21 protein-coding genes and 1 pseudogene are annotated in these 24,173 nt (G+C 61.2%); 16 read left to right on the forward strand and 6 right to left on the reverse strand.

Annotated elements, in window-relative coordinates; all coding sequences use genetic code 11:
* The first annotated feature begins 108 nt into the window (after window positions 1–108).
* Window positions 109–1,557: an amidase gene (locus tag DRB19_RS19250; RefSeq protein ID WP_114187655.1), complete on the forward strand. Its 1,449-nt coding sequence runs from the start codon at window positions 109–111 to the stop codon at window positions 1,555–1,557.
* A gap of 136 nt (window positions 1,558–1,693) precedes the next feature.
* Here the strand turns inward: DRB19_RS19250 and DRB19_RS19255 are convergent, their stop codons facing one another.
* The gene (locus DRB19_RS19255) at window positions 1,694–2,725 is read right to left on the reverse strand and encodes a TRAP transporter substrate-binding protein (protein ID WP_114187656.1); all 1,032 of its coding nucleotides are present in this window, start codon (window positions 2,723–2,725) and stop codon (window positions 1,694–1,696) included.
* 523 nt (window positions 2,726–3,248) lie between these two features.
* Between DRB19_RS19255 and DRB19_RS19260 the strand changes: the two genes are divergently transcribed.
* From DRB19_RS19260 to DRB19_RS19285, 6 genes are all read left to right on the forward strand, one after another.
* Window positions 3,249–4,421: a YncE family protein gene (locus tag DRB19_RS19260; protein WP_245439665.1), complete on the forward strand. Its 1,173-nt coding sequence runs from the start codon at window positions 3,249–3,251 to the stop codon at window positions 4,419–4,421.
* Window positions 4,422–4,703: 282 nt separating this feature from the next.
* Window positions 4,704–5,699, forward strand: a complete 996-nt coding sequence (locus DRB19_RS19265; RefSeq protein ID WP_114187657.1) for a tripartite tricarboxylate transporter substrate binding protein — start codon at window positions 4,704–4,706, stop codon at window positions 5,697–5,699.
* Between the two features lie 152 nt (window positions 5,700–5,851).
* The gene (locus DRB19_RS19270) at window positions 5,852–6,349 is read left to right on the forward strand and encodes a tripartite tricarboxylate transporter TctB family protein (RefSeq protein ID WP_114187658.1); all 498 of its coding nucleotides are present in this window, start codon (window positions 5,852–5,854) and stop codon (window positions 6,347–6,349) included.
* Complete coding sequence (locus DRB19_RS19275; RefSeq protein ID WP_114187678.1) at window positions 6,349–7,854, forward strand: tripartite tricarboxylate transporter permease; 1,506 nt, start codon at window positions 6,349–6,351, stop codon at window positions 7,852–7,854. Before DRB19_RS19270 ends, DRB19_RS19275 begins: the two co-directional genes overlap by 1 nt.
* Before the next feature lie 84 nt (window positions 7,855–7,938).
* Window positions 7,939–8,691, forward strand: a complete 753-nt coding sequence (locus DRB19_RS19280) for an SDR family NAD(P)-dependent oxidoreductase (protein WP_114187659.1) — start codon at window positions 7,939–7,941, stop codon at window positions 8,689–8,691.
* Between the two features lie 23 nt (window positions 8,692–8,714).
* A complete protein-coding gene (locus DRB19_RS19285) occupies window positions 8,715–9,254 on the forward strand; it encodes a 2,4'-dihydroxyacetophenone dioxygenase family protein (protein WP_114187660.1) in 540 nt (179 codons plus the stop codon).
* Between the two features lie 335 nt (window positions 9,255–9,589).
* On the opposite strand, the gene DRB19_RS19290 is transcribed toward DRB19_RS19285, so the two are convergent.
* On the reverse strand, window positions 9,590–11,257 hold the full coding sequence (locus DRB19_RS19290; RefSeq protein WP_114187661.1) for a hypothetical protein: 1,668 nt from the start codon (window positions 11,255–11,257) through the stop codon (window positions 9,590–9,592).
* Window positions 11,258–12,289: 1,032 nt separating this feature from the next.
* Here DRB19_RS19290 and DRB19_RS30050 point away from each other — a divergent pair.
* Window positions 12,290–12,478, forward strand: a complete 189-nt coding sequence (locus DRB19_RS30050; protein ID WP_147021852.1) for a hypothetical protein — start codon at window positions 12,290–12,292, stop codon at window positions 12,476–12,478.
* A complete protein-coding gene (locus DRB19_RS19305) occupies window positions 12,453–12,746 on the forward strand; it encodes a transposase (RefSeq protein WP_276330620.1) in 294 nt (97 codons plus the stop codon). The genes DRB19_RS30050 and DRB19_RS19305 overlap by 26 nt, the downstream gene beginning before the upstream one ends.
* Before the next feature lie 395 nt (window positions 12,747–13,141).
* Here DRB19_RS19305 and DRB19_RS19310 read toward each other — a convergent pair whose 3' ends face one another.
* The 4 genes from DRB19_RS19310 to DRB19_RS19325 all read right to left on the reverse strand — a co-directional run bounded on the left by DRB19_RS19310 (window position 13,142) and on the right by DRB19_RS19325 (window position 16,705).
* On the reverse strand, window positions 13,142–13,651 hold the full coding sequence (locus tag DRB19_RS19310) for an NAD(P)H-dependent oxidoreductase (RefSeq protein WP_245439667.1): 510 nt from the start codon (window positions 13,649–13,651) through the stop codon (window positions 13,142–13,144).
* Window positions 13,652–13,682: 31 nt separating this feature from the next.
* Window positions 13,683–14,525 (reverse strand): universal stress protein, encoded by an 843-nt coding sequence (locus DRB19_RS19315; RefSeq protein ID WP_114187663.1) that lies wholly within the window; start codon window positions 14,523–14,525, stop codon window positions 13,683–13,685.
* A gap of 222 nt (window positions 14,526–14,747) precedes the next feature.
* Window positions 14,748–15,755 carry a 2-hydroxyacid dehydrogenase gene (locus DRB19_RS19320; RefSeq protein ID WP_114187664.1) on the reverse strand — a complete coding sequence of 336 codons (1,008 nt, stop codon included), beginning with the start codon at window positions 15,753–15,755 and terminating at the stop codon, window positions 14,748–14,750.
* Between the two features lie 107 nt (window positions 15,756–15,862).
* Window positions 15,863–16,705: a universal stress protein gene (locus DRB19_RS19325; protein ID WP_114187665.1), complete on the reverse strand. Its 843-nt coding sequence runs from the start codon at window positions 16,703–16,705 to the stop codon at window positions 15,863–15,865.
* Between the two features lie 383 nt (window positions 16,706–17,088).
* On the opposite strand from DRB19_RS19325, the gene hemN reads away from it, so the two are divergent.
* The 7 genes and pseudogenes from hemN to DRB19_RS19360 all read left to right on the forward strand — a co-directional run bounded on the left by hemN (window position 17,089) and on the right by DRB19_RS19360 (window position 24,162).
* A complete protein-coding gene (gene hemN, locus DRB19_RS19330) occupies window positions 17,089–18,438 on the forward strand; it encodes an oxygen-independent coproporphyrinogen III oxidase (protein WP_114187666.1) in 1,350 nt (449 codons plus the stop codon).
* Between the two features lie 158 nt (window positions 18,439–18,596).
* Window positions 18,597–20,231 (forward strand): annotated as a pseudogene (ccoN, locus tag DRB19_RS19335) (cytochrome-c oxidase, cbb3-type subunit I).
* Between the two features lie 10 nt (window positions 20,232–20,241).
* Window positions 20,242–20,976 (forward strand): cytochrome-c oxidase, cbb3-type subunit II, encoded by a 735-nt coding sequence (ccoO, locus tag DRB19_RS19340; RefSeq protein ID WP_114187667.1) that lies wholly within the window; start codon window positions 20,242–20,244, stop codon window positions 20,974–20,976.
* Between the two features lie 10 nt (window positions 20,977–20,986).
* Window positions 20,987–21,142: a cbb3-type cytochrome c oxidase subunit 3 gene (locus tag DRB19_RS19345; RefSeq protein WP_114187668.1), complete on the forward strand. Its 156-nt coding sequence runs from the start codon at window positions 20,987–20,989 to the stop codon at window positions 21,140–21,142.
* A gap of 3 nt (window positions 21,143–21,145) precedes the next feature.
* Entirely contained in the window at window positions 21,146–22,135 is a 990-nt protein-coding gene (gene ccoP, locus DRB19_RS19350; protein WP_114187669.1) for a cytochrome-c oxidase, cbb3-type subunit III, read from the forward strand.
* A 40-nt stretch (window positions 22,136–22,175) separates the two neighbouring features.
* Window positions 22,176–23,645 carry a cytochrome c oxidase accessory protein CcoG gene (ccoG, locus tag DRB19_RS19355; protein WP_114187679.1) on the forward strand — a complete coding sequence of 490 codons (1,470 nt, stop codon included), beginning with the start codon at window positions 22,176–22,178 and terminating at the stop codon, window positions 23,643–23,645.
* Between the two features lie 13 nt (window positions 23,646–23,658).
* A complete protein-coding gene (locus DRB19_RS19360; RefSeq protein ID WP_114187670.1) occupies window positions 23,659–24,162 on the forward strand; it encodes a FixH family protein in 504 nt (167 codons plus the stop codon).
* The last annotated feature ends 11 nt before the right edge of the window (window positions 24,163–24,173 follow it).

A 24,173-nucleotide genomic window follows, 5' to 3' on the forward strand; every position in this document is an offset into this window, starting at 1 on the left:
GGTCATGTCTCACGGTCTGGCTGGGATGAGCTGGTGTTGCGGCTGCTACAGCGAGTACGATGTATACCGACCCCGCCCCAATGTCGGAGGCGGAACGGTCGATCTTGGATGGTGATCAAGGTGCAAGACGACAATTTAACGAGTCTGACAGCCTGCGCGGTCGTCGATCTTCTAGAACGTGGAGATGTTACGCCACTTGATTGCCTTGACGCCCTTGAGGCCCGCGCTGCCGCAGTGGACGGTACCGTCAACGCGCTTCCTATCCTCTGCTTCGAACGCGCACGCGAACACGCTGGCAGACTGATGCAACGCCCTCTTGGCAAGCGAGGTCGATTGGCCGGGTTGCCGGTTCCGATCAAAGACCTGACTGAAGTCGCGGGCGTTCGCACGACGTACGGCTCGCCCATCTTTGCCGATTACGTCCCCGAAACCTCAGATATCCTCGTGGAGACGATCGAAGCTGAAGGCGGCCTGATTTATGCAAAGTCCAACACCCCGGAGTTCGGTGCAGGCGGCAACACCTTCAACGAGGTGTTTGGCGCCACGCTCAATCCGTGGAACACTGAGCTTTCCGCCGCCGGATCATCGGGTGGGGCTGCGGTTGCGCTTGCGACAGGCACAGCGTGGGTGGCGCAGGGCTCTGATCTGGGCGGCAGCTTACGCAATCCAGCTAGTTTTTGCGGTGTCGTAGGTCTGCGGCCGAGCCCAGGCCGCGTTGCGAGCAGCCCGGGCGCAAAGATCGATCACCTCCTCGGCGTGAACGGCCCCATGGGTCGCACGGTCGAGGACACGGCTCTGCTTCTTGATGCCATGACCGGTGAGAGCCCGGCAGATCCCCTGTCGCTACCCAGAACGGAAAGCTTTCTGTCCTGGGCACGCTCAGGCTGGCGGCCAGCACGAGTAGCCTTTTCCGCTGACTTGGGTATCACGCCGGTCGATCCCGAGGTGGCCTCCATCTGTCGGGCCGCGGCCAGTCGCTTTACGGATATAGGCGTCATCGTCGAGGAGGCGCATCCCGACCTCTCAGAAGCTCATGACACTTTCCAAGTCCTGCGGGCAATGAGCTTTGCCGTCAGCTACGCTGGACTCTTGGAGAGTCATCGGAGCAAGATGAAACCGGAAGTGAGCTGGAATATCGAGCAAGGCCTGAAATATTCGATGGCGGACGTCGTCCGCGCAGAAAACCAGCGTGCAGCCCTGTTTCGCAGGATGAACTCTTTCTTCGACAGCTACGACCTGCTTCTCTGCCCGGCGACTATCGTGGCTGCCTACCCGGCGGGGGAGCGGTATGTCAGGGAGTGTGCCGGTCACACCTTTTCTAACTACATCGAGTGGCTGGCTATCGCTTATGCGGTTTCCCTGACGGCTGCACCTGCACTTAGCCTTCCCTGTGGGTTCACCCGCGATGGACGTCCGGTTGGTTTGCAAATTGTCGGCCGCACCCGCACGGAGGGACGTGTATTGGCAGGCGCGCGCGCCCTTGAGGAAATTCTTGAGTTGCGAGGAACCACGCCGATCGATCCGCGATCGCCAGATGCGAGGACGCTATCAAGCTAGTGCACCGGGCGAGTAAACTGGGCTCCACTTTTGGGATGCATCCGACGCACACCCTATGAGGGCCGTATCATCCAGTGCAAAAGCACGGTTGCGGAGGAGCCTCCCTTCGCACTGAAAGGCTCCTGCAGCAACCTCTCTATCGCACGGCTTCGCGAGCTTTGGCCAGTTCCTCATCGAACTGCTTCACCAGAGCCTCACCAAGCTGTGAGGCGTATTTGTCGACCACAGGCTTGACCTTCTCCCGCATACGGGCGACCTCCTCAGGCGCAACATCGTTGATCTCCATCCCGCTCTTGAGCAGAAACTCGCGGGACTTCTCGTCCATCTCTCGGGCAACTTTGCGCTGAAAGGCGCGCGTCTCGATCGCTGCGTCCTCGAAGATTTTTTTCTCCTCTCCGGAAAGCGTGTCCCAAAACCGTTTCCCTGTAAGAAGCAGCTGCGGGTTATAGATGTGCTTTGTATTGCTGAAGTACTTCTGCACCTCATAGAACTTGGATGCCTCCACCGTTGAATACGGATTTTCCTGGCCGTCGACTGTTTTAGTTTCCAACGCGGTGTACAACTCAGGGAAGGGCATCGGCACGGCGTTAGCCCCCAGCATATTAAGCATGTCGATGTAGAGCGGGTTCAGGATCGTACGAATCTTCAATCCTTGGATGTCTTCAAGCTTATGGATCGGCTTCTTGCTGTTGGTGATGCTGCGATAGCCTTGCTCCATATAGGCCAGGCCGACCAAACCCTTCGCGGGCATCAGGTCGAGGAGGCTTTTGCCGAAGGGTCCATCGAGGACGGCGTCGGCCTCGCGCTCGTTCGCAAAAGCAAAGGGGAAATCGAGCACCAGGAATTCCTTGATGTTGCCGACAAGCTGGGCCGGCGCCATCATCGATACTTCAACCGTGCCTCCCTGCATGGCGGAGGCAACCTGCTGCTCTCCGCCCAGGGTTCCACTCGGGTATACTCTGACCTTGATTTTGCCGCCGCTCTTCTGCTCGATCAAGTCGGCGAATTTTTTCGCACCAATCCCCTGTGGGTGATCGATACTGTTCACGATCGGCATCTTGATGCTGCGCTCTTTGATCTGGGCTTGCGCAACCCGCGGAAGGCCGGTCAAGAGCGCGGACATGAGGGCCAACCACAGGGTCTGGCGAACCAATCTTTGAACTGCCATAGCTTTCCTCCTCGTCACCTAATATGTGCTTGTCTTTGGCACTCGATGGACGGAACTTTGTATCAACGGCTCCTTCTGCCGAGTTCGGAAACCTGCCATCACTTTTACTAAGGCGTTGGATCTATGGATCAACTGCCGTTGGCCTCATTTCTCAGCCTGCTGACCATTCCAATTGGACTTATACTTTCGCTTGCCCCTAGGAGTGACGAGATCGTCGGTCCATCTCAGCTTGTATTCCCACAAGGGAGATCTGAGCCTCGACTCCAAGTCCTGCAAGAAGCCAGTCGGCGAACGCTCTTAAGGGACGCCGTTGCCGAACGTAGCGAGGAAAAACCAGGTTATGCCCGATGTAGCGAGCTGGAAGTGATTTCTGGTCCAACGGCATCACCAGTGCGAACTGCGCCTGCCTGCCGTGAGCGGTTACAGTCGAGGCCAGGGCAGATAGGGGTACTCATTCGATACCCTGGTCTACTCTTCCCGGCTCCCCTACACTTGGGCGCAAATGCTCCGGAGGGTGCGCACCATGCGACAGAGCCTGTTCCTGCTTTCTCTTACAGCCGCCTCCATGCTGGCCGATGGCGTCCGGGCCGCTCCTTATATGATCGTAGGCAATGATGAAAAGCTCATCTGGGACGAGCAGGGCAAACCGGTTCTCTCAGCGCCCGGTCGCGACAGTGTGTTGATCCTCGACCTGGCCGATCCTGAGACGCCCAAAATCATCGCCAATCTCCCTGTCAAAAACTCGATTGTAGGCCCACCGATGAACGTTGCCATCACGCCGGATGGGGTACTGGCGCTTGTCTCTGACTCAGTTGACGTGGCAAAGGAAAGCGAGACCCTGAAGCAGGTGCCGGATAGCAAGGTTCATGTCATTGACCTCAAAGCGAGCCCGCCTCGTGTTGTGGCCTCTGTAACGACCGGCAAACAACCCTCAGGGCTCGACGTTTCGCCCAAGGGTGATCAAGCGCTTGTCGCTAACCGGGCAGACGGCACCATAAGTCTGCTCTCGATCCGTGGGACGGATGTCACCGTTGTGGACACCCTGGCACTCGGATCCCCGGCCGATCAGGTCGCGCATGTGGCGTTTGCTCCGGATGGCACCAGGGCTCTTGCGGTGAAGTTCGCGAGCCATAAGGTGTCTCTGCTCGAAATCAAAGATGGCAAGCTAAGCTATAACAAGCTCGACTTGCCGACTGGACCGTGGCCTTACAACGTGGCCGTTGCGCCATCAGGCAAGATCGCGCTCACAGCGGATAACGGCAATGCGGGAGCATCAGACGGTAGCGTTGATACAGTGAGCGTGATCGACCTGGAGGCAACTCCTCCCCGTATCACCGATCGGGTCGTGGTGGGGGATGGTCCCGAAGGGCTAGCAATCAGTCCAAAGGGCGATCTCGCCGCCGCAGCGATCTTGCGTGGCGGCAACTCGGCGAAAGCGGCGTATTTTTACAATCCGGCTGGCACAGTCACGATCCTGAAGATCGACGGCAAGCAGGTGACGCGCCTGAAGGACGTCGTGGTGGGCGGGCTGCCCGAGCCGGTCTGCTTTACTCCAGATGGTCGGTACCTGTACGTCGGCAACTACCTCGATCAGGATTTCTCCATCCTCAAGGTTGAGGGCACCGAAGTGGTTGATACGGGTAAGCGCTTCAAGGTGCCAGGTCATCCTGCTTCTGCCCGCATGAGCGCTCGCTAATCAAGCGGCTGATCGGCTGTCGCAATCGCATGGCCGTTCCGGCCCAAAGTGTAACTTCGAGACAAGTGAATGGCGGAAGCGGCGCTCGTGGTCGGCAGCGCCCAATGCCGCGGCCAGATCGCCGAGGCTGAGGTCGCCGCTCGCTTTCGACAAGGCTGCTGTCATTGTCGGGACAAGTCAAAGCAAACCAGTTGTGCCGGCAGGTAGGTTACGTAGAATGCTGTCAGGTCAAGCGCCGGGAACAGGCGCGGCTATGGTTGGGGACTAGACGGGAGGAAATGAATGACTTCGTTCACGAGACGCGGTTTTATTGCGTCGGCGTCCACTGTTTTTGCGGGTTCGCTGGTTGGGCTCAAAGCGAGCTTCGCACAATCCACTTATCCCAGCCGACCGATCACGCTCATCTGTCCATGGGGCGCAGGCGGCGGCACCGATGCGACGGCGCGCATCATCGCGCAGGTGTTGGAGCAGAAGCTCGGCCAGCCCGTCAATGTCGTGAACCGGACCGGTGGTAACGGCGTGGTCGGGCATACGGCGATTTCCACCGCTCCACCGGACGGCTACACGATCGGACTGCTCACGGTCGAGATTGCCATGATGCACTGGCAGGGGATGACGGAACTCACGCCGAGAAGCTACACGCCCCTGTCGCTGATGAACGTCGACGCGCCTGCCATCCAGGTGAAGGCCGACAGCCCTTACAAGAATATCAAGGAACTCGCCGACGCTATCAAGGCAGCCCCGCCTGGCAAGCTAAAAGCTTCGGGAACCGGCCAGGGTGGAATCTGGCATTTGGCCCTTGTAGGATGGCTGCAATCGCTAGGTCTTCCACCCAACCACGTGGCCTGGGTGCCGTCGAACGGCGCTGCGCCAGGGATGCAGGACTTGGCAGCCGGTGGGATCGATATCGTGCCCTGCTCGCTCCCTGAAGCCCGGCCCATGATCGATGCAGGTCGCGCCAAAAGCCTCGCCATTCTGGCGTCGGAACGCAACCCGCAATTCCCGAACGTGCCGACTCTCGACGAGCAGATGGGCCCCCACAAGTCCGTCGGGGTGTGGCGCGGGATTGCCGGCCCCAAGGGCCTGCCCGCAGACATCCAGGACAAGCTGACCGCCGCCCTCAAGGAGGTTTACGCGTCCAAGGAATACACGGACTTTATGAGCGGGCGCGGCTTTGGGATCAAATGGGCAGAACGGGCCGAATTCGGTCAGTTCATGGACGAGTCGGATCGGCAGATGGGCGAAGCCATGAAGGCCGCAGGTTTAGCGAAGACTTGACAGGATAAGGCCAGAGCAGTCCTCAGCCGCCCGGCCCCGCCGTCCGTGCATGATTGGAGGGGAATGAAGTGCATGCGCCTCGTTCCCCTCCAGCCTCCGCTTTGACGGCGGCGCCCGATCCACCCTGCCATTCGTTAGTGAGACATTCGTTTATGCGCCTGTCCGATCGCGTCACCGGCTCGTTTATCGCCACCTTGGGCGCCCTAGCCACCTATGGCGGATCCCGGCTTCCCCCGGTGCCCGGCCAAGATGTTGGGCCCAGCGCATTCCCGATGGTGATCGGCGCGGGTCTGATCCTGTGCGGGCTCATGATCGCCCTCGGCATCGGGCGCAGCTTCGAGGAAGAAGCCGAGGCTGATCTTGCCGCCGTCGAGGGACCTCCACAACGAGCGCAGCCTGCAGATCCGCTGGCCTACCGGCTTCGCGCCCTGCTTCCGCCCGGCCTGCTTCTGTTCTACGTGTATGCCGCAGATCGCCTCGGCTTCGTGCCGACGACCGCCATCATGATCTTCGTCGTGGCGGTCGCCTTTGGCGCTAGGCTGCGCGTGGCCCTGCCGCTGGCGGCACTCGCCCCGATCGCCATCCACCTGATCTTCTACAAGCTTCTGCGCGTCCCTTTGCCTCCCGGCCTGCTGCCGATGCCGTGGTGATCATGAACGAACTCATCGAAGCCTTCCGCCTTGTGCTTGCCCCCGACGTCCTGATCGCGATCCTGCTGTCGTCGATTTACGGCCTCGTCATTGGATCGTTGCCTGGCCTGTCGGCCACCATGGCAACAGCTTTGCTCGTGCCGGTGACCTTCTATCTCTCCCCGATCGCGGCGGTAGCCTCGATCATCGCGGCGTCCGCCATGGCGATCTTCTCAGGAGACATTCCAGGCTGCCTGCTGCGCATTCCCGGAACCCCTGCCTCCGCCGCCTATACGGACGAGGCCTATGCCATGACCCGCAAGGGCCAGGCGGAAGTGGCCCTTGGCGCTGGCCTATGGTTCAGCGCCCTCGGAGGGATCGCAGGAACGATCTCGCTCATCGTGATGGCCCCTATCCTCGCCGAGCTGGCCTTGAATTTTTCGACCTTCGAATATTTTTGGCTCGCCTTCCTGGGCCTGATGTGCGCGACGCTGGTGGCGCGGTCATCCCCCGTGAAGGCAATCGCCAGCATGCTGCTTGGACTGCTCGTCGCCTGCATCGGCATGGAAAATCCCGGCGGCGTCCCGCGCTTCACCTTTGGAGTCCCGGAACTTTTGGGCGGCGTCGAGGCAATTCCTGTCCTGGTCGGGGTATTCGCCGTGTCCGAGGTGATCCGGGCCCTTGTGTCGCCGGAGCCGCCTCCCCTGCCGCGACGCAAGTTCGGCAGCATCCTGGCAGGTCAACTGGCCCTGACCCGCAAATACTGGCGGCAGATGACCCGGGGCAATATCGTCGGCATCATCATCGGAGTCCTCCCGGGAGCTGGCGCCGACATGGCGGCCTGGGTCAGCTATGCCATGTCGAAGCGGTTCTCCAAGGAGCCGGAGAAGTTCGGTACTGGCCACCCGGAAGGACTCGTGGAAGCCGGCGCGAGCAACAACGCAAGCCTAGCGAGCGGCTGGGTGCCGTCGCTGCTGTTCGGCATTCCCGGCGACACGATCACTGCGATCGCCATCGGCGTCCTGTATATGAAGGGGCTCAATCCAGGTCCGACCCTATTCACCGAGAGAGCGTCGAGCATGTACGCGCTCTATATCATCTTCATTCTCGCCAACATTCTAATGATTCCCTTAGGCATCGTGATGATCCGCGTGGCGAGCACCGTCTTGCGGGCACCGCGAGCCACGGTCCTGCCGGTGATCCTCGTGTGCTGCGCCGTGGGAGCTTTTGCGACTGGAAACAATCTGTTCGCGATCGTCTTGGTCGCAATATTCGGCGCCATCGGCTACGTGATGGAGAACAACGGGTACCCGGTCGCCGCGATGGTGCTCGGCATCGTGATGGGCACCATGGTTGAACAGAGCTTCGTCACATCGCTGATCAAGTCGGACGGGAGCCTGCTGCCGTTCTTCGAGCGCCCCGTCTCGGCCATTCTTGCGGCGATGACCATCTCTGCCCTGCTCTGGCCCGTCTTCATCTGGCTGTGGAAGCGCATCCGGCACCGGCCACAGGAGCAGGCGCTGTGAAGCGCTCCCTTGGAACCACGTTCGTGAAATTCAGCGGGTCGGCGTTGCTCGGACGACCGTGCCATATGCAGAAGGTTTGATCGAATGACCGGTCTGATGGAGACCTTCGCGCCGGGACTTTTTCGACGCCACAGGGTGCTCGTCCTCGGAGGAACGAGCGGCATCGGCCTTGGCGCGGCGCGGGCATTCCGTCATCTTGGTGCTCAGGTCCTCGCCACCGGAGCCCGCGAGGCCGAGCGGGCCGCCGCAGCCGATGCGTTCGGGTCATCTGAAATAGATTTCGCAGTTCTCGATGTACGCGATGGCGCTGCTGTTGAGACGCTCGTCGCAGGCTTCGAACGCCTCGACGTCCTCGTCAATGCGGCAGGCGTGATCCAGCGTGACGCGGAATACGATCCAGAGGTCTTTGCCGACACGATCGCGATCAATCTGACCGGCACCATGCGCGCCTGCACGGCGGCAAAGGCGAAGCTTGCCTCTTCCAAGGGCTGCATCGTGAACATTGCCTCCATGCTCACATTCTTTGGTGGAGCACGGGTTCCGGGTTACGCAGCCTCAAAGGGCGGTATAGGCCAACTCACCAAGAGCCTGGCGGCAGCTTGGGCTCGCGATGGAATTCGCGTGAACGCCGTTGCGCCCGGCTGGATTGCCACGCCGCTGACACAGGCTCTCCAGGATGATCCGGATCGGGCAGGCCCAATTCTGGCGCGAACACCCATGAGTCGCTGGGGCACGCCGGACGAAGTCGCCGCCGGCATTGTCTTTCTGGCCTCACCCGCTGCGCAATTCGTGACAGGCGCTATTCTGCCAGTTGATGGCGGCTACTTGACTGTCTGACCCAATCGACGTGGAGTCTTTCCATGAGCCAATCGGACGCGAGCCATCCGCCCCTCAACGGCAAGTGGGTGCCCTATCGGCACCCGCAGCCCAAGGAGTCACCACCGGAACTGGTGATTCCGAATGCGATTCCGACGGACGAGCGCATCTGGGTGCCCGTCGAGGAGAACGTATGGTTCCGCCCTCTCCTGCTGGCTGCCTCCCGCGGATACTGGATGAATCTCCTGCGAGTCCGAAAATCAGGTGTGCTCTCACGCCACCGCCATCCGCAACCGGTCCACGCGTTCGTACTGAAGGGCGAATGGCGCTACCTTGAACATGACTGGATTGCAACCGAGGGGTCGTATGCCTACGAAGCACCCGGCGAGACACATACCCTTGTGGTCGACCCTCACGTCGAGGAGATGATTACACTGTTTCAGGTGAATGGAGCCATGATTTATGTAGATCCTGACGGCAAGGTGGTTGGATTCGATGATGTGTTCACGCGCATTGACAAGTGCCGCGCCCACTACAGCCAGAACGGTCTCGGGGGAGACTACATCGAGCAATTCATCCGATAACTAACGCTCGTACTTTTGCAGGAAGACATCGTCCAGCACGGAAAACCGGGACCACTTTTCCGAACGATCCGCCAACTAGGCGACGACGCGCCGACCTTGCGACCGTCCGTTCGTGGCAGATTTTGTTGAAAAACTTTCGAGCACTGCTTCGCCGGATTATTAAGAGCGTCAGCATGTCAGATAAGACTCAGCACCCTGTCTCCTGACCACCTGGAAAACGGTAGTTGCAGATTTTATCAACACAATCTGCCATTTGCAGACATCTGATAATGGCAATCGTTTCAACGTACTGACGAAGGACTCGTTTCAGATCGATATGATCAAAGAAGCCTCGATCAACGACGCTCAAACTCGGAGCCTCGCCTCGTCTGGGCGGCACGCATGATGATGAGGTCCCCGTGGGTACCATATCCGAGCAGCGTTTCGTGGTACTGCGTACCCTCGAACGTGATGAGCATGTAGGTGGTCTGCCCCCGACTGAAAATCGGGACTACCTGCGGATGCGGAATATTGCTTCCGTATGGTGCCTTGAGGAAACCGAGCAGCTTCATCGACAGGTCGTAAACGCGGTATTGTCGATCAACCCCGTCACTGGCAAGCAAGTACCACCGTCCGCCGACCCTCTGTAAAATTGTGCCTTCGGTCTGGTCTCGCGAAAGATCGGCCCCGACCTTGTTCAACCGGTTCAGCGAACCTCCCCTGTCACTGCGGGCAAGCGCTGGGTGGAAATTGAAACCGCGGGCGGGATCTTGATAAGGGCTTTCGACGAACCCGACATACCACCGACCTCCGATGCGCACCATGGACGGATCCCATGCACTGACATCGGTCGGCAGCGACATTTTTGCGCTCTTCAGCACATGCACACCGCTGAGAATGTTCTCGAAGGTGCGGCAGTAGCGAACATGCACGCCCTTGAAGGCGAAGTCGCCCCAGCTGCTCACCGCAACATGAAAGCCGCCCTCGCGTTCATTGGCAACAATCTGGCCCGCATGATCGCCAAGAACGAAGCCGTCGCGCTCAAAAAACAGGGTTGCAACCTGTTCGACCCGGTGAGGCTCATCGAGATCAAGCGTCCATACCCCCCAATGCGCAGCCTGGAAAAAGGACAGGCCTGCCTGCGTAGCAGTAAAGTACAGCTTTCCATTCCTGATGTAGGGTCTGCCGTCGGAATAGCAGATGACGTGAAGATCCCTGATCCCGGCTTGTCCGAAGTAGCCTGCCCGTACATCTGCGATCGTCACGGTCGTGCCGGCCCCGCCGGCGCCGAACCCATAGCGGAACTGACGCAGCACGGCCGGATCCCGTAGATCGAGCAGATCTGTGATACGATGCTGCACGAGTGGTACCCAGTCTGCTCCCTTCGCCACAAGGGCTGTCACGTAGTTCTCGTTTACCGCGAACGCACATTGCATGGCTCCGGCAAGGTCGGCATTCGCCGAGGCAACTCGAGTCTTCCTGCCTCCGACCTGGACGTCGATGCCGACCGTGCCCCTAGCCGGATCACCGCTGTTTTCGAAGGATGCGACTACGTAGTTGCCCGCATCCTGCACAAGACCGGCAGCGACGGTTCCCGCCTCATTGATCCCTGTCTCAGAGGCCTCCATCGTCAGGGCCATTGTACAATAAGGCGCGAGGGGACCGGTCTCGGAGCGGAGCAGCGTTGGCTCGGCTCGGGACGAAGTCAGGCGCAGACGGCCGGGCGAAAGGGTCATCTGGGCCAGATCATCGTCGGATTGCACCCCCGTTCTCGAGAAGCGTCTCAAGGCCGCTTCACGAAATTGCTCATGGACCTGAGTAAAGCTCTCGGGGAGAAGATCGAAGGGTCGAAACTGCTCGATGATTGAGAACTCGAGGTCGAGAAGGGATGGCTCCAAACGCTCCGCGGGTCGTGGAGCAAGCTGGGCGATGGCGTCAGCTGCCCAGCTTGGAGAGGCAGCTGTTGTGGCTAGGTTGGCGATAGAGCCGCGCAGGAAATCCAAGCGAGTAATGCCGAGCTTCATGGGCACCTCGTGCTTGCTCACAATGGAGCCCCACAATCTCGGCGAGATTGGGTCTAGGCCTTTCGCTCAGAAGATTATCGGATCACAAACCTAAGCAACGCGATTAAGGTGAAGCGCCAAGTAAAGGTCCGAAGTGGGTCGATGCTGTTGAAAACTTCGCTGGTTGAGCCGCTGGGTGCCCGGCTCTCGGGCGGGCTCATAAAGCAGGGCTCGGATCGGCGGGAGCGTGAACCTGATGGAAAGGTTGCCCACAAAGCCGCAATGGATGTGCTGGGCGTCCCTCAGCGGGCTGAGAGGCAGACGCTGGAGTTTCTCGCAGCTGGCGCTGGGAAGATCCTGGGCAGAGCTCTTTCATAGAAAAATGGCCTCCAGGCTTTATGGGAGCCGTAAGCTGCTTGACGTTTGGGGTCTGACTTCGGCGTACTCTCGTTAGCGAGCTATTGCAGTCGGTTCCGCCAAGGACCTGTTGCGAAGCAATCCTGGTCCCCGTTCGAGTGAAGCGAACGGAATGTCCGCTTCACATGCCGATGTCGACGCTCGCCTTAGTTCGGGTAGGTGCCAGGAGCGGCCCTCCTTCCCAGTTCAAAACCAAGCCACCTATCAAGCTAGCGCCGCCGGACAACGCGGCGGCGGTTGTCTCCTTGCACCTCGTCAACGGCCCCACCGGGCGCTCCGGCCACGGCTCCTGCCCCAGCACCAACCACAGCCCCGACCGGTCCTCCGACGACCGCGCCTGCGGTTGCCCCAACGGCCGTGCTTGTAGTCTGCTGCCGCGTGGCGCACGCACCCGCCAAGAAACATAGGACTGTAACAAATGCGAGCTTTTGCATGGGTTTCCTCCACATAGTCCGACTTATGACCAATAGGATAACTCCGCCAAAGCTGGACGGTTCAGATACCAGACAGGGGGACGCAATCCGCCCCACGGTGTGGGAGGTTTAGAGGATCTGTCTCGCTAGAGCGTGCAGCGGTTGCGTGGAATCGGCAGAGCTGATTCCATACGATTGGTTGTGGTTGGCCGGGAGGAATCCCGTGCCAGCTCCTCTGTCCCGAGACTGGCGTGAGCGGATCGTGCGTGCGGTGGTAGGCGGATCCTCCACCGGGCAGGCGGCCTTGCGCTTTGAGGTCAGCCCGTCGGCCGCCGTGAAGCTGATACGGCGCTTTCGCCAGAGCGGCAGTCCGGCTCGGGCCCGCTTTGGCAGTCATCGTCGACCCACATGAGGCTGTCGTGCGGGCTCTCCTTAATACCAAAGCCGACATCTCACTGAGGGAGATCCAGGCTGCGGGAGCGAGCCTGTTGTACCTGCCACCGTACTCGCGCGACCTGAACCCGATCGAGCAGGTGTTTGCCAAACTCAAGGCGCTGCTCCGCAAGGCTGCTGCTCGCACCAAGGAGGCGCTCTGGACGACAATCGGAGAACTGCTTGATCGCTTCCTAGCCGAGGAGTGCCAGAACTACCTCACCAACTGCGAATACGAGTTCACCTAAATCAAATCCGCTCCAATCGCCTGCGCGGTCTTGTCCGCTGTGCCGCATGAAAAGCAGCGAACATCGGGTGGCGCCACGATTCTACCTGGATCAAACAGACCAAGAGCATGTTGGCCATCGCGGCCCCGGGGTTCGGGGAAGAGGGTGCTCGAAGTCGCAAGTTTACGCCAGCCCGATCGGTCGGCGGCGCGTAGTATTGCCCCATCCATTCCGAGGACAGGGCGGACGAAGTAGTGCAGATTGCGCATTGCCTGCGTACCCGGGAGCCGAGGCTAGGACGAGCGGTGAGAAATGATCCGTTCAACACCTGCCATTGCGCGGCTACCCGGCCTTTGTCCCAAGCTTGCGCAGGGCGGCAAGCCATGCCTCGCGCTTGGCGTCCCCCATCGCCTCGATCATGCCGATGAGCGGTGCCGGTTGGGGCCGATGCCCACAAGGGACAGGATGCTGCGCTTGAGGCTCCTGAGGCTATGCGCGCCGAAGTACCAGCGATACGCGACGGCCGGCATGCCCATGGCGACGACGATCCTGGACGAGCGGCCCTTGAGGGCGGTTTTCCAGCTCGTCCCGGCGCCAGCCCCGCCCGTTATGAAGGCCGGCCGGAACGCCTGCTCCATGAATCCTTTGAGAAGAGCCGGCATCCCGCCGAGCCACAGGGGATAGACGATGACGACGTGCTGGGCCCACGCCAGTGCCTGCTGTGCCGCCGCAATAGCAGGCGGCGCCGCAGTACTTTCCCAGTCATCCTTCGAGCGCAGCAGCGGGAAGTCCAGTTCGGAAACTTTAATGAAACGGACCTGATGGCCGCCCGCGATGGCGCCTTCGGCGTAGGCGTCTGCCAATGCATGGCAGAAATGGCGGCTCTCGGAGGTCGGATGACCCTGGATGATGACGATGCGTGTCATGCCGGCTCCTCCATTAGGGGCAGCGTTCCGCTCAATGCGCCAGGAGCATGGGGCGATCGGAAATCGTCAGCATGTCCAGGGTCGCGCCGCCGAAGACCTGTTCGCGCAGGCGGGTGTGTCCGTACCCTCCCATTATGATGAGATCGGCAGATACGCGGCGCGCCTCTTCAAGTACCACGTCCGCAACCCGGCGCCCCTGACTCTCGACCGCAACGATCTCTGCTGTCACCCCGTGGCAGGCGAGATGCCGTTCGATGTCCAGGCCCATCCCGCCATCGACCTTGGGATCAATCATGAGGACGACGGAGCGGGCAGCATCCTGGATGAAGCCCAGCCCTTCGCGCAAGGCACGGGCAGACTCCCGGCTGCCGTTCCAGGCCACTAGAACCGTTCCAACCGATTCCGATTGACGGTAGCCCGGCGGGACGACCAGGAGACCGCGACCGCTGCCGAAGAGAACGGACTCGACCAGGTCAAGCCATACCGGAGTGTCGCCCGCACCATATGGACGGGTGGCGACGAAAAGGTCGGCATAGCGGGCCTGCTCGACCACCTTGATCGACATAGAGCCGAAGGTCGCGTCGAAGCGGCGCAACTCCCATGGCACCTGAAGCCCGGCAAACCTCCCGCTCAGGCGCTCGGCGGTGGCATTCCCGTCCTTGCGCGCCTGCTGCTCCAGCTCGGTCACGACCTGCACGACGGCGGCAGCCCCGCCATCGAACGGCATGACAACAGAGAGGTCGGGCAGGAGGTTGGTGAAGACGCCGATCAGGCAGGCCTGCCCGCCATTCGCGATGGCCTGGGCACATTCCAGCCGGACCTCATCCTCGGGGCTTCCGTCCAGATGCACCATCACGTCCTTGATCATCGCCATCTCCTGCTTCCTAATCGGGAGCGAAGCTGGCTCGCCGGGTCGTCAGTCCCGGCCATCATAAAGCAGGACCAGGAAGGATGCCTTGATTCAGCGCAAAGCCTGAAGCGGCGATGCCTATGGTCGTGCGATGATCCGACGTCCTCCCTGAAGGGCAAGCCCCAACGCCGGGATGCAGCCTCGTCCTCGACCTTCGAGACAAGTCACTCCTGTTCCCTGATGCCTTTACCAGGCGATCCTCTCGACAGAGACCTCGTGCACGGCCCGGCCTGTACGCTCGAACGAAGTGATGTTCCCGACCGTCGTCTCAGCGATGTTTGTCAGCGCCTCCTCAGTGAAGAAGGCTTGGTGGCCGGTGACGAGAACGTTCGGGAAGGTCAGCAGCCGCGCGAACACGTCGTCACCAATGAAGCGCTGCGAAAGGTCCTCGAAGAATAGGTCCGCCTCCTCCTCGTAGACGTCGAGACCGAGGCGCCCGATGGTGCCGTCCTTCAGCCCCCGCAATGCGGCCTTGGTGTCGATCATCGCCCCACGGCTCGTGTTGATGAGCATCACGCCATGCCTCATCCGCGCCAGGGCCTCGGCATCGATGAGGTGGTGCGTGGCGGGCGTGAGTGGACAATGGAGACTAACGATGTCGGAGAGCGATAGCAGCTCCTCCAGAGGCACGTAGCGCACGCCCATCCGCTCGCAGCCGGTATTGGGCTGGGGATCATGCGCCAACACAGTGCAACCGAAACCAGAGAGTATCCGGCACACCACTTCCCCAATTTTTCCTGTTCCCACCACGCCAGCCGTCTTGCCGGCGAGATCGAAGCCGAGCAGGCCGTCGAGGGCGAAGTTGCCCTCCCGGACACGGTTGTAGGCCCTATGGGTCTTGCGGTTCAGGGTCAGGATGAGCGCGATCGTGTGCTCTGCCACCGCATGGGGGGAGTAGGCTGGAACTCGCGCCACTATGACCCCCACACGCCGAGCTGCCTCCAGGTCGACGTTATTGAACCCGGCCGCCCGCAAGGCAACGAGCCTCACACCCATGGCGGCCAGGCGGGCCAGGACATCCGCACTCACCTCATCGTTGACGAACACGCACACGGCACCGGCGCCCTCCGCCAGAGAACTAGTCTCCGTCGAGAGGCGAGCCTCGAGATACGACAGCCGGTGGCCTGCCGGGGCGTTCGCCGCTTCCAGGAAGCGTCGGTCATAGGGTTTGGCGCTGAAGACTGTGACATCCATTAGCGTGTCTCCTTACGGCTGGCCGTCGCAAGCCGCAGCGTGCAGGTCGAACGACGGCACCCCGAACCTGCGTTTCCGCTCCGATTCGCCCAATTGGGTCCCCGGCTTCAGTACGCCATGAAGAGCGGCACGGGGCTCTGCTTCAGAAGGGACTGGGTAACACCGCCGAACATCATCTCGCGCAGCCGCGAGTGGACGTATCCGCCCATCACGATCATGTCGGCCCCCGAGCGATCCGCGGTATTCCGGAGCGCTTGCGCCACGTCTCCGTCCTGCGCCTCTACGTCCAATGCCGTGGCGGCAACGCCGTGGCGGGCCAAGTGCATCGCGATGCCGGCACCCGGAACCGCGACCGGAAGGTCCTTCTCTTCCGTCACGGAGACCACGTCGACGCCCTCCGCAGCCCGCAGGAGCGGCAAGGCATCTGCAGCCGCCCGAGCCGCCCTTGCGCTGCCGTCCCAGGCCAGGATGACGCGCCTCGCCCGGAAGGCATCCTGGCCCGGCGGCACGATGAGGAGCGGACGGCCGCTGTCCATTAGCAGGGCCTCCATGAGACCGCGGTCGAGATTGACGGTCCCGGACTCGGCATCGAGGATGGTGAGGTCATTAAGGCGAGCCTGACCGCGGAACGCATTCAGCAGATCGCGATACCCGAGGTGCGGGGTTTCCACGGTGCAGTCGATGCCGGCCACTGCGGCATCGGCTTGTGCGCTGCGGGCGGCGGCCTCGGCCAGTTCCTGGAGGCGCCTATTCTCGGTCACCACGAGGCCTGCCGCGAACTTGCTGACCCGGGCACTCGTTAGAGCCAGTCTGACGGATGCGGCCTGCACCGTGACATGGGCACCAGCACGCTGCGCAAGGGAGAGGCCGTATCCCAGGGCAGATGAGGCCTCATCGGGGCCGAACTCCTTCGTAAGGCCGATCAGCACGCTCTTGATATTCTGGACCATGATGTTCCTCCACGTTCTGTTTCCCTGGGTCAGAACCGTGAGAAATGAAGTAGGCGAATCTGGGAATAGCACCTTGATCTAGCGCAAGGCCAAGCCTGGCCTTTGTCGATACCGACTTTCCTGCTGCGGGAAGGGTTTCGTTCGTACAGACTTCTCTTGCGGCCACCCAAGCCCCATCGCGCATCTACGCACCAGAGTTGCAGCCGATCCTGCAAGATCTCTTGGCCATCCTCACCGACATCAGCCTAGCAGCCTAGCGCACCTGCCCATCCACTCCCGGAAGGGAAATTGGCCAGCACGGTCCGCCTCAAATCAGGACGCGTCACACCCTCCTTGATTTAGGTCAACGACGAGTGGACATGTGTAATGCAGAAGTTTTCCCTATGACACCGGAACTTATTGCCCGATATGATCAGCGCGTTCCGCGCTACACGAGCTATCCGCCTGCTCCGCACTTCAAGCCTGAGGTCGCGGCTGCGACCTATGCAGCCTGGCTGTCGACGCTGTCGCCACAGGCGACAGTTTCTCTCTATTTGCATGTGCCGTTTTGTAAAGAGCTTTGCCTTTACTGCGGGTGTCATACGACCGTGGCCCGCAGCTATAGGCCCGTAGCGGCCTACGTGGACTGCCTAGAACGAGAGATCGCTCTCGTGGCCGAACTCCTGCCGAGCCGCATGGGAGTAACCCATATTCACTGGGACGGCGGTACCCCGACCATCCTGTCGCCCGAGGATCTTCGGCGCATCTCGTCGGCGCTCGGAGTTGTTTTCGACGTGCGGCCCGGCGCAGAGATCGCTCTCGAGATTGATCCGCGTGCCATCACCCAGGAGCATGTGAGAGCTCTCGCGGAATCTGGTCTAAATCGCGCAAGTCTAGGCGTGCAAGATTTCGATCCGAAAGTGCAGGAAACGATCAAACGGGTTCAGTCCTTCGAACGCACGCGCCAGGTCGCATCCTGGCTCCGGGAGGCCGGGGTTTCAGGTATCAACCTCGATCTCATGTACGGTCTGCCATATCAGACCGTCGAGAGCGTCGTACGGTCGGTAAAACTCGCGCTCCAACTCGACCCCGACCGCATTGCCCTCTTCGGGTATGCGCATGTCCCCTGGATGAAGCGCCACCAAGCTCTGCTCCCCGAGGATGCGCTGCCCGATTCCATCGCGCGGGTGAAACAGCGGGATGCCGCGGCAGCCACGCTGATCGATGCCGGGTATGTGGCCATCGGTGTGGATCACTTTGCCAAGCCCATCGACCCGCTTGCGGCCCGTCAGGGCGAAGGCCGTCTTCACCGCAACTTCCAGGGCTATACGACTGATGACGCGCCGGCTCTGATCGGTTTCGGAACATCCGCCATTGGGTCGCTGCCTCAAGGCTATGTCCAGAATGCACCGACCACAGCCGCCTATCTCGCCGCCGTGATGGACGGCCGTCTTCCGACGATTCGAGGAGTGGCCCTGACGGACGAGGATCGCCTGCGTCGGACCATCATTGAGCGCCTGATGTGCGACTTCTCGGTCGACTTGAACCAGGTCGGCTTAGCCCACGCGACTACGGCTCCCGACTTCAGCCGCGAACTCCAGGCCATCGATGATCTTGCGCAGGAAGGTCTCGTGACCCGGGACGGCCTTGCCGTCTCGGTTCCCGAAGACAGCCGCGCCCTAGTACGCAACGTTTGTGCCGTCTTTGACCAATATCTCAATACCGTCGCGGCTCGCTATTCGCAGGTCGTTTGACGCGCGAGGGACTCGGGTCCGAAAAGTTTCTTTGATCTGCATCAACGCCCCAGGCCGCCCCTGCCGTTAGAGCCTGTTACTGATGGCGAAGCTTAGTGCCTCGCCCCTCAAAAGAACGGTCGATGCCCATGGCCCACACGGCAACAACTCCCAAAGGAATGACCTTCGGCGAAGCAGGGTGCTCCCTCGTCTTCGTTGCAATGGCGTTCTTAAGCATCATCATCGCCGCGAAGGCGTATACGCCCGAATACGCGTTCCACGCCTACCTTTACGCCGCCGCCTTCGGGGTGGCCGCCTTCAAGATCGTCGATCGCTACTACGACCGCCCAAACGATCTTCCGCCGCTCACCATCAACGGCAAGCCTAATTACAATATGGGGCCAGTAAAGTTTGCGACGATCGCGGCGGTCGTCTGGGGCATCGCCGGGTTTACCATCGGCCTCCTGATCGCCCTGCAGCTCGCCTTCCCGGCGCTCAACTTCGACACGGCGTGGCTCTCCTTCGGGCGTATGCGGCCGCTGCACACTTCGGCCGTGATTTTCGCGTTCGGCGGCAACGTGCTGATCGCGACCTCGTTCTACGTGGTCCAGCGCACCTGCCGCGCCCGCCTTGTGGGTGACCTCGCACCCTGGTTCGTGGTTCTGGGCTACAACTTCTTCATCGTCATCGCTGGCACGGGCTATCTGCTCGGCATCACCCAAGGCAAGGAATATGCCGAGCCCGAGTGGTACGCGGATCTGTGGCTGACGGTCGTGTGGGTCACGTACTTCCTTGTGTTCCTTGGCACGGTCATGCGCCGCAAGGAACCCCACATCTACGTGGCGAACTGGTTCTATCTCGCCTTCATCCTGACGATCGCCGTCCTGCATCTTGGCAACAGCGCCACGATCCCGGTCTCGATCTTCTCGCCCAAAAGCTACATCGTGTGGGCCGGCGTGCAGGATGCCATGGTGCAGTGGTGGTACGGTCATAACGCGGTCGGCTTCTTCCTCACAGCCGGTTTCCTCGCCATCATGTACTACTTCATCCCGAAGCGGGCCGAGCGTCCGGTCTATTCCTACCGGCTCTCCATTATCCACTTCTGGGCCCTGATCTTCATGTACATCTGGGCCGGCCCGCACCACCTGCACTACACCGCCCTACCCGACTGGGCGCAGACCCTCGGCATGACCTTCTCGATCATGCTGTGGATGCCCTCCTGGGGCGGCATGATCAACGGCCTGATGACGCTTTCCGGTGCCTGGGACAAGCTGCGCACAGACCCGGTGCTACGCCTCATGGTAGTGTCGGTCGCGTTTTACGGCATGGCGACCTTCGAGGGTCCGCTCATGTCCGTAAAGGCGGTGAACTCCCTGTCCCACTACACGGACTGGACCATCGGGCACGTGCATTCCGGTGCCCTGGGATGGGTGGCGTATATCTCCTTCGGGGCCATCTACTGCCTCGCTCCCTGGCTGTGGAACAAGAAGGAGCTCTACTCGCTAAAGGCCGTCAGCTGGCACTTCTGGATCTCGACGCTCGGCATCGTCCTGTACATCTCGGCCATGTGGGTCGCGGGCATCCTCCAGGGCCTCATGTGGCGCGCCTACACGAGCCTCGGCTTCCTCGAATAATCGTTCATCGAGACCGTGGAGGCCATGCACCCCTTCTATGTCATCCGCGCGCTCGGTGGGGCCCTCTTCGTCATCGGCAGCCTGGTCATGGCCTGGAACGTCTGGAAGACGGTCACCAGCGGTCAGGCGGTCGAGGAAGAAGCTCTCCCGGCCCAGCCCATCCTCGTCGCAGCGGAGTAAAGGAACGATCATGTCACTCTGGTCCCGTCACAAGATCTTCGAGACCAACTCGATCATCCTCCTCATCGGCACGCTGTTCGTGATTTCGATCGGCGGCTTGGTGGAAATCGTGCCGCTCTTCTACCTCAAGAGCACCATCGAGAAGGTGGAGGGCGTCAGGCCCTACACCCCGCTCGAACTCGCCGGCCGCAACGTCTATGTGCGCGAAGGCTGCTACAACTGTCACAGCCAGATGGTACGCCCGCTGCGCGACGAGGTGGAGCGCTACGGGCACTATTCGCTGGCGGCTGAGAGCATGTACGACCGGCCGTTCCAGTGGGGCTCCAAGCGCACCGGCCCCGACCTCGCCCGCGTCGGCAACAAGTATTCCGACGAATGGCATCGGGATCACCTGAAGGATCCCCGAGCCGTGGTGCCCGGGTCCATCATGCCGAGCTATCCGTGGCTTGCGGAGCGCGAGGTCGACGTGGGGCGTGTGAAGGAGGACATGAATGTCCAAGCGGCGCTCGGCGTGCCCTACTCGCCCGAGATGATTGCGAAAGCAGCCTCCGACCTGAAGACGCAGGCCGCCACCGACGACTCGAACGCCACCACTCTGGCGGAGCGCTATCCCAAGGCGGCGGCACGCGACTTCGACGCCAACCCTCAGCGGATCACCGAAGCAGACGCTCTGATCGCGTACCTGCAGATGCTGGGAACGCAGGTCGACTTCAAGCTCTACGACAACAAGGCAAACGTGCGGTGAGGATGACCTGATGCTTTCGACCTATCAATTTCTCGCCGGCTTCGCCCAGACCTGGGGGCTCGTCTACTTCGTTGCCGTCTTCCTGGTGGTCTTGGCTTACGCCCTTTCACCTTCGCGGAAGAGCCGTTTCGATACTGCCGCCCGCATGCCTCTCCAGGAGGACTGATCCATGTCTCAGGAGACTCACGAGCAGATCGATGCCGTCACAGGCGTCAGCACGACGGGCCATAGTTGGGACGAGATCCAAGAGCTCAACAATCCCCTGCCCCGCTGGTGGCTGTGGAGCTTCTACGCCACTATCGTCTGGGCCATTGCCTACTGCATCGCCTATCCGGCCTGGCCCCTTGTCTCCTCCTACACCAAGGGCGTGCTCGACTGGCACTCGCGCGAGGCCATCGTGCAGGACCTCGATGCCCTGAAGGCGCAGCGGGCCGGGACGACCGCCAAGCTGGCGCACGCCTCCCTCGAGGAAATTCGGCAGGATCCCGAACTCTTCGCGTTTGCCCGGGCTCAGGGCAAGGCGGCCTTTGGCGACAACTGCGCGGGCTGCCATGGCGCAGGCGGCGCGGGTGCGAAAGGCTACCCCAACCTGAACGACGACGACTGGCTCTGGGGTGGCTCTCTGACCGACGTGGAGAAGACCATCCGCTTCGGGGCGCGCTCCACGAGCGACAAGGGTCACCAAGGTACCATGCCGGCTTTCGGCCGTGACGGCATGCTCAAGCGGCAGGAACTCGCGCATACGGCGGATTACGTGCGCTCCCTGTCCGGCCTGCCGGCGGAAAAAGGGGCCGATCTGGCTGCCGGCGCAAAGGTATTCGCCGAAAACTGCGCCGCCTGCCATGGCGACAAGGGACAGGGCAACAAGGAACTCGGCGCCCCTAACCTGTCGGACAAGATTTGGCTCTTCGGATCGGACAAGGCCACCATCATGGAGAGCCTCTGGAACGGTCGCGGCGGCGTGATGCCGGCTTGGAGCGAGCGTCTGGACGACACCACCGTCAAGGCGCTGACTCTCTACGTGAACTCCCTGGGGGGGCGACCAGAAGCGCTGAGAACCCGAAATGGGCACAGCGCTGTCGGGAATGAGCGGCCGGCGGGCAACTGCCGGCCGCTTGCTTTGACGCAGATCAAGGAGGGCCCGCAAAGCTCATCATAGGAAGGATCATCACTAATTTGAGATGATCGCGACCTGTCCGATGGCTGACGCACCTCTGGTTCGACCTCTTGCGAATACCACACCGGCGTCCATCGAAGATGCGCCCCTTTATGTCTCCCGCAAGCCGATTTACCCACAGGCCGTGAAAGGGCGCTTTCGCACAATCAAGTGGGTCCTGCTCGCCCACACCCTTGGGATCTATTACTTCCTGCCGTTCATTCGCTGGGATCGTGGCCCGAATGCGCTAGATCAGGCCATCCTGGTCGATCTAGCCAATGGCCGGTTCTACTTCTTCTTCATCGAGATTTGGCCACAAGAGGTCTACTACCTCACGGGACTTCTCGTGCTGGCGTCCCTGGCGCTGTTCCTGATGAACGCTGTCGCTGGACGCATCTGGTGCGGCTATCTCTGCCCGCAGACGGTCTGGACGGATCTCTTCTACGCAGTCGAGCGCTTGATCGAAGGTGACCGCCGTCAGCGGATGAAGAACGCGAGCGGCAAGCTCACTTTCGATGTCGTGGCCAGGAAACTGCTGAAGCATTCCGTTTGGCTGCTCATTGCTTGGTGGACCGGGGGCGCCTGGGTGCTCTACTTCGCGGACGCGCCGACATTGGTGATGGAGTTGGCGACGCTGCAGGCACCGGCTATCGCCTACATCTGGATAGCCATCCTGACCTTCACGACCTACACGCTTGCGGGTTTCATGCGCGAGCAGGTCTGCACCTATATGTGCCCCTGGCCGCGCATCCAGGCTGCCCTTACGGACGAATATGCCCTCAACGTCACGTACCGCTATGATCGGGGAGAACCGCGCGGCTCCGCCAAGAAGAACAATGCGCTGAAAGCCAAGGGCTTGCCGGCCGGCGACTGCATCGACTGCGCGCAATGCGTCGCCGTATGTCCGACAGGTGTGGATATCCGCAAGGGCCTGCAACTCGATTGCGTCCTGTGCGGCCTGTGCATCGATGCCTGCGATACGGTGATGACGAAGATCGGACGTCCAACCGGCCTTATCGCCTACGACACCGAGATGAACGTCCAGGCCCGCATCGAGGGCCGTCCGGAAGTCCGGCGGATCGTTCGCCCGCGCACCTTACTCTATGCAGTGCTGATCGTCCTCGTCAGCGCCATCATGCTGACGGCTCTTGCTCTGCGGCAGCGGATCGACCTCAGCGTCATGCATGACCGCAATCCGATCTTCGTTCGCTTGTCCGACGGCTCGATCCGGAATGCCTTCACGATTCGTGTGGCCAACAAGCGCCTAGAGGAACGTCGCTACGCCCTGAGTGTCGAAGGCTTGGCCCAGGTCAGCCTCGATGCCGTGGGCGGAACCATCGATCAGCAGGGCCGCCCAGTCCTGGCCGTTCGGCCCGACCAGACCCTGGAGGCGCGCATCCTCGTCACCGCTCAAGGTAACCGGTTGCCGTCGACCACGGAGCTTCGCTTCACCCTGACAGATCTTGCGAGCGGCGAGACCGCCCACGCGAACGACCACTTCAAGGCCCCATAAGAGGATGAACCCCATGCCCGCTACCGCGTCAGGCACCGCCGCTTCCGGCCGCCCACTCACGGGACGCATGGTCCTGTTCTGCCTCCTGGCCTTTTTCGGGACTATCTTGGCCATGAACGTGGTCTTGGTCCGTGTCGCCCTGTCGAGTTTCGGAGGAGTGGAGACTGATAGCTCCTACAAGGCGGGGCTCGCGTTCAAGAACGACATAGCCGCTTCGCAGGCCCAGGATGCACGCCATTGGGCCGTCGAGGCTAGCCTCCGGCACGAAAGCGGCGGAACCCGTGTGACAGTCTCGACCCACGACGCCGAAGCCCATCCCCTTGCAGGTCTTTCGATCGAGGCGCGCCTGGCGCACCCCACCGACAAGCGCCGTGACGTAACCATCGACCTCGCCGAAACGGAGTCGGGCCGCTTCGAGGGGCTTGCCGACGCTCCGCGCGGGCAATGGGATCTCGTTATCGGCCTCAAGCGCCGGGACGAACAGGTCTTCCGCTCCAAGAGCCGGATCACTCTCTGAAGGATGGCATC

This window comes from Microvirga aerophila, assembly GCF_003332305.1.
GTDB classification, from domain to species: Bacteria; Pseudomonadota; Alphaproteobacteria; order Rhizobiales; family Beijerinckiaceae; genus Microvirga; species Microvirga aerophila.

What these genes read in the sequence shown, in the direction of transcription:
- DRB19_RS19250 (WP_114187655.1), top strand. Translation starts at nt 109, where the DNA reads ATGGTGATCAAGGTGCAAGACGACAATTTAACGAGTCTGACAGCCTGC.
- DRB19_RS19255 (WP_114187656.1), bottom strand. Translation starts at nt 2,725, where the DNA reads ATGGCAGTTCAAAGATTGGTTCGCCAGACCCTGTGGTTGGCCCTCATG.
- DRB19_RS19260 (WP_245439665.1), top strand. Translation starts at nt 3,249, where the DNA reads ATGCGACAGAGCCTGTTCCTGCTTTCTCTTACAGCCGCCTCCATGCTG.
- DRB19_RS19265 (WP_114187657.1), top strand. Translation starts at nt 4,704, where the DNA reads ATGACTTCGTTCACGAGACGCGGTTTTATTGCGTCGGCGTCCACTGTT.
- DRB19_RS19270 (WP_114187658.1), top strand. Translation starts at nt 5,852, where the DNA reads ATGCGCCTGTCCGATCGCGTCACCGGCTCGTTTATCGCCACCTTGGGC.
- DRB19_RS19280 (WP_114187659.1), top strand. Translation starts at nt 7,939, where the DNA reads ATGACCGGTCTGATGGAGACCTTCGCGCCGGGACTTTTTCGACGCCAC.
- DRB19_RS19285 (WP_114187660.1), top strand. Translation starts at nt 8,715, where the DNA reads ATGAGCCAATCGGACGCGAGCCATCCGCCCCTCAACGGCAAGTGGGTG.
- DRB19_RS19290 (WP_114187661.1), bottom strand. Translation starts at nt 11,257, where the DNA reads ATGAAGCTCGGCATTACTCGCTTGGATTTCCTGCGCGGCTCTATCGCC.
- DRB19_RS19310 (WP_245439667.1), bottom strand. Translation starts at nt 13,651, where the DNA reads ATGACACGCATCGTCATCATCCAGGGTCATCCGACCTCCGAGAGCCGC.
- DRB19_RS19315 (WP_114187663.1), bottom strand. Translation starts at nt 14,525, where the DNA reads ATGGCGATGATCAAGGACGTGATGGTGCATCTGGACGGAAGCCCCGAG.
- DRB19_RS19320 (WP_114187664.1), bottom strand. Translation starts at nt 15,755, where the DNA reads ATGGATGTCACAGTCTTCAGCGCCAAACCCTATGACCGACGCTTCCTG.
- DRB19_RS19325 (WP_114187665.1), bottom strand. Translation starts at nt 16,705, where the DNA reads ATGGTCCAGAATATCAAGAGCGTGCTGATCGGCCTTACGAAGGAGTTC.
- hemN (WP_114187666.1), top strand. Translation starts at nt 17,089, where the DNA reads ATGACACCGGAACTTATTGCCCGATATGATCAGCGCGTTCCGCGCTAC.
- ccoO (WP_114187667.1), top strand. Translation starts at nt 20,242, where the DNA reads ATGTCACTCTGGTCCCGTCACAAGATCTTCGAGACCAACTCGATCATC.
- DRB19_RS19345 (WP_114187668.1), top strand. Translation starts at nt 20,987, where the DNA reads ATGCTTTCGACCTATCAATTTCTCGCCGGCTTCGCCCAGACCTGGGGG.
- ccoP (WP_114187669.1), top strand. Translation starts at nt 21,146, where the DNA reads ATGTCTCAGGAGACTCACGAGCAGATCGATGCCGTCACAGGCGTCAGC.
- ccoG (WP_114187679.1), top strand. Translation starts at nt 22,176, where the DNA reads ATGGCTGACGCACCTCTGGTTCGACCTCTTGCGAATACCACACCGGCG.
- DRB19_RS19360 (WP_114187670.1), top strand. Translation starts at nt 23,659, where the DNA reads ATGCCCGCTACCGCGTCAGGCACCGCCGCTTCCGGCCGCCCACTCACG.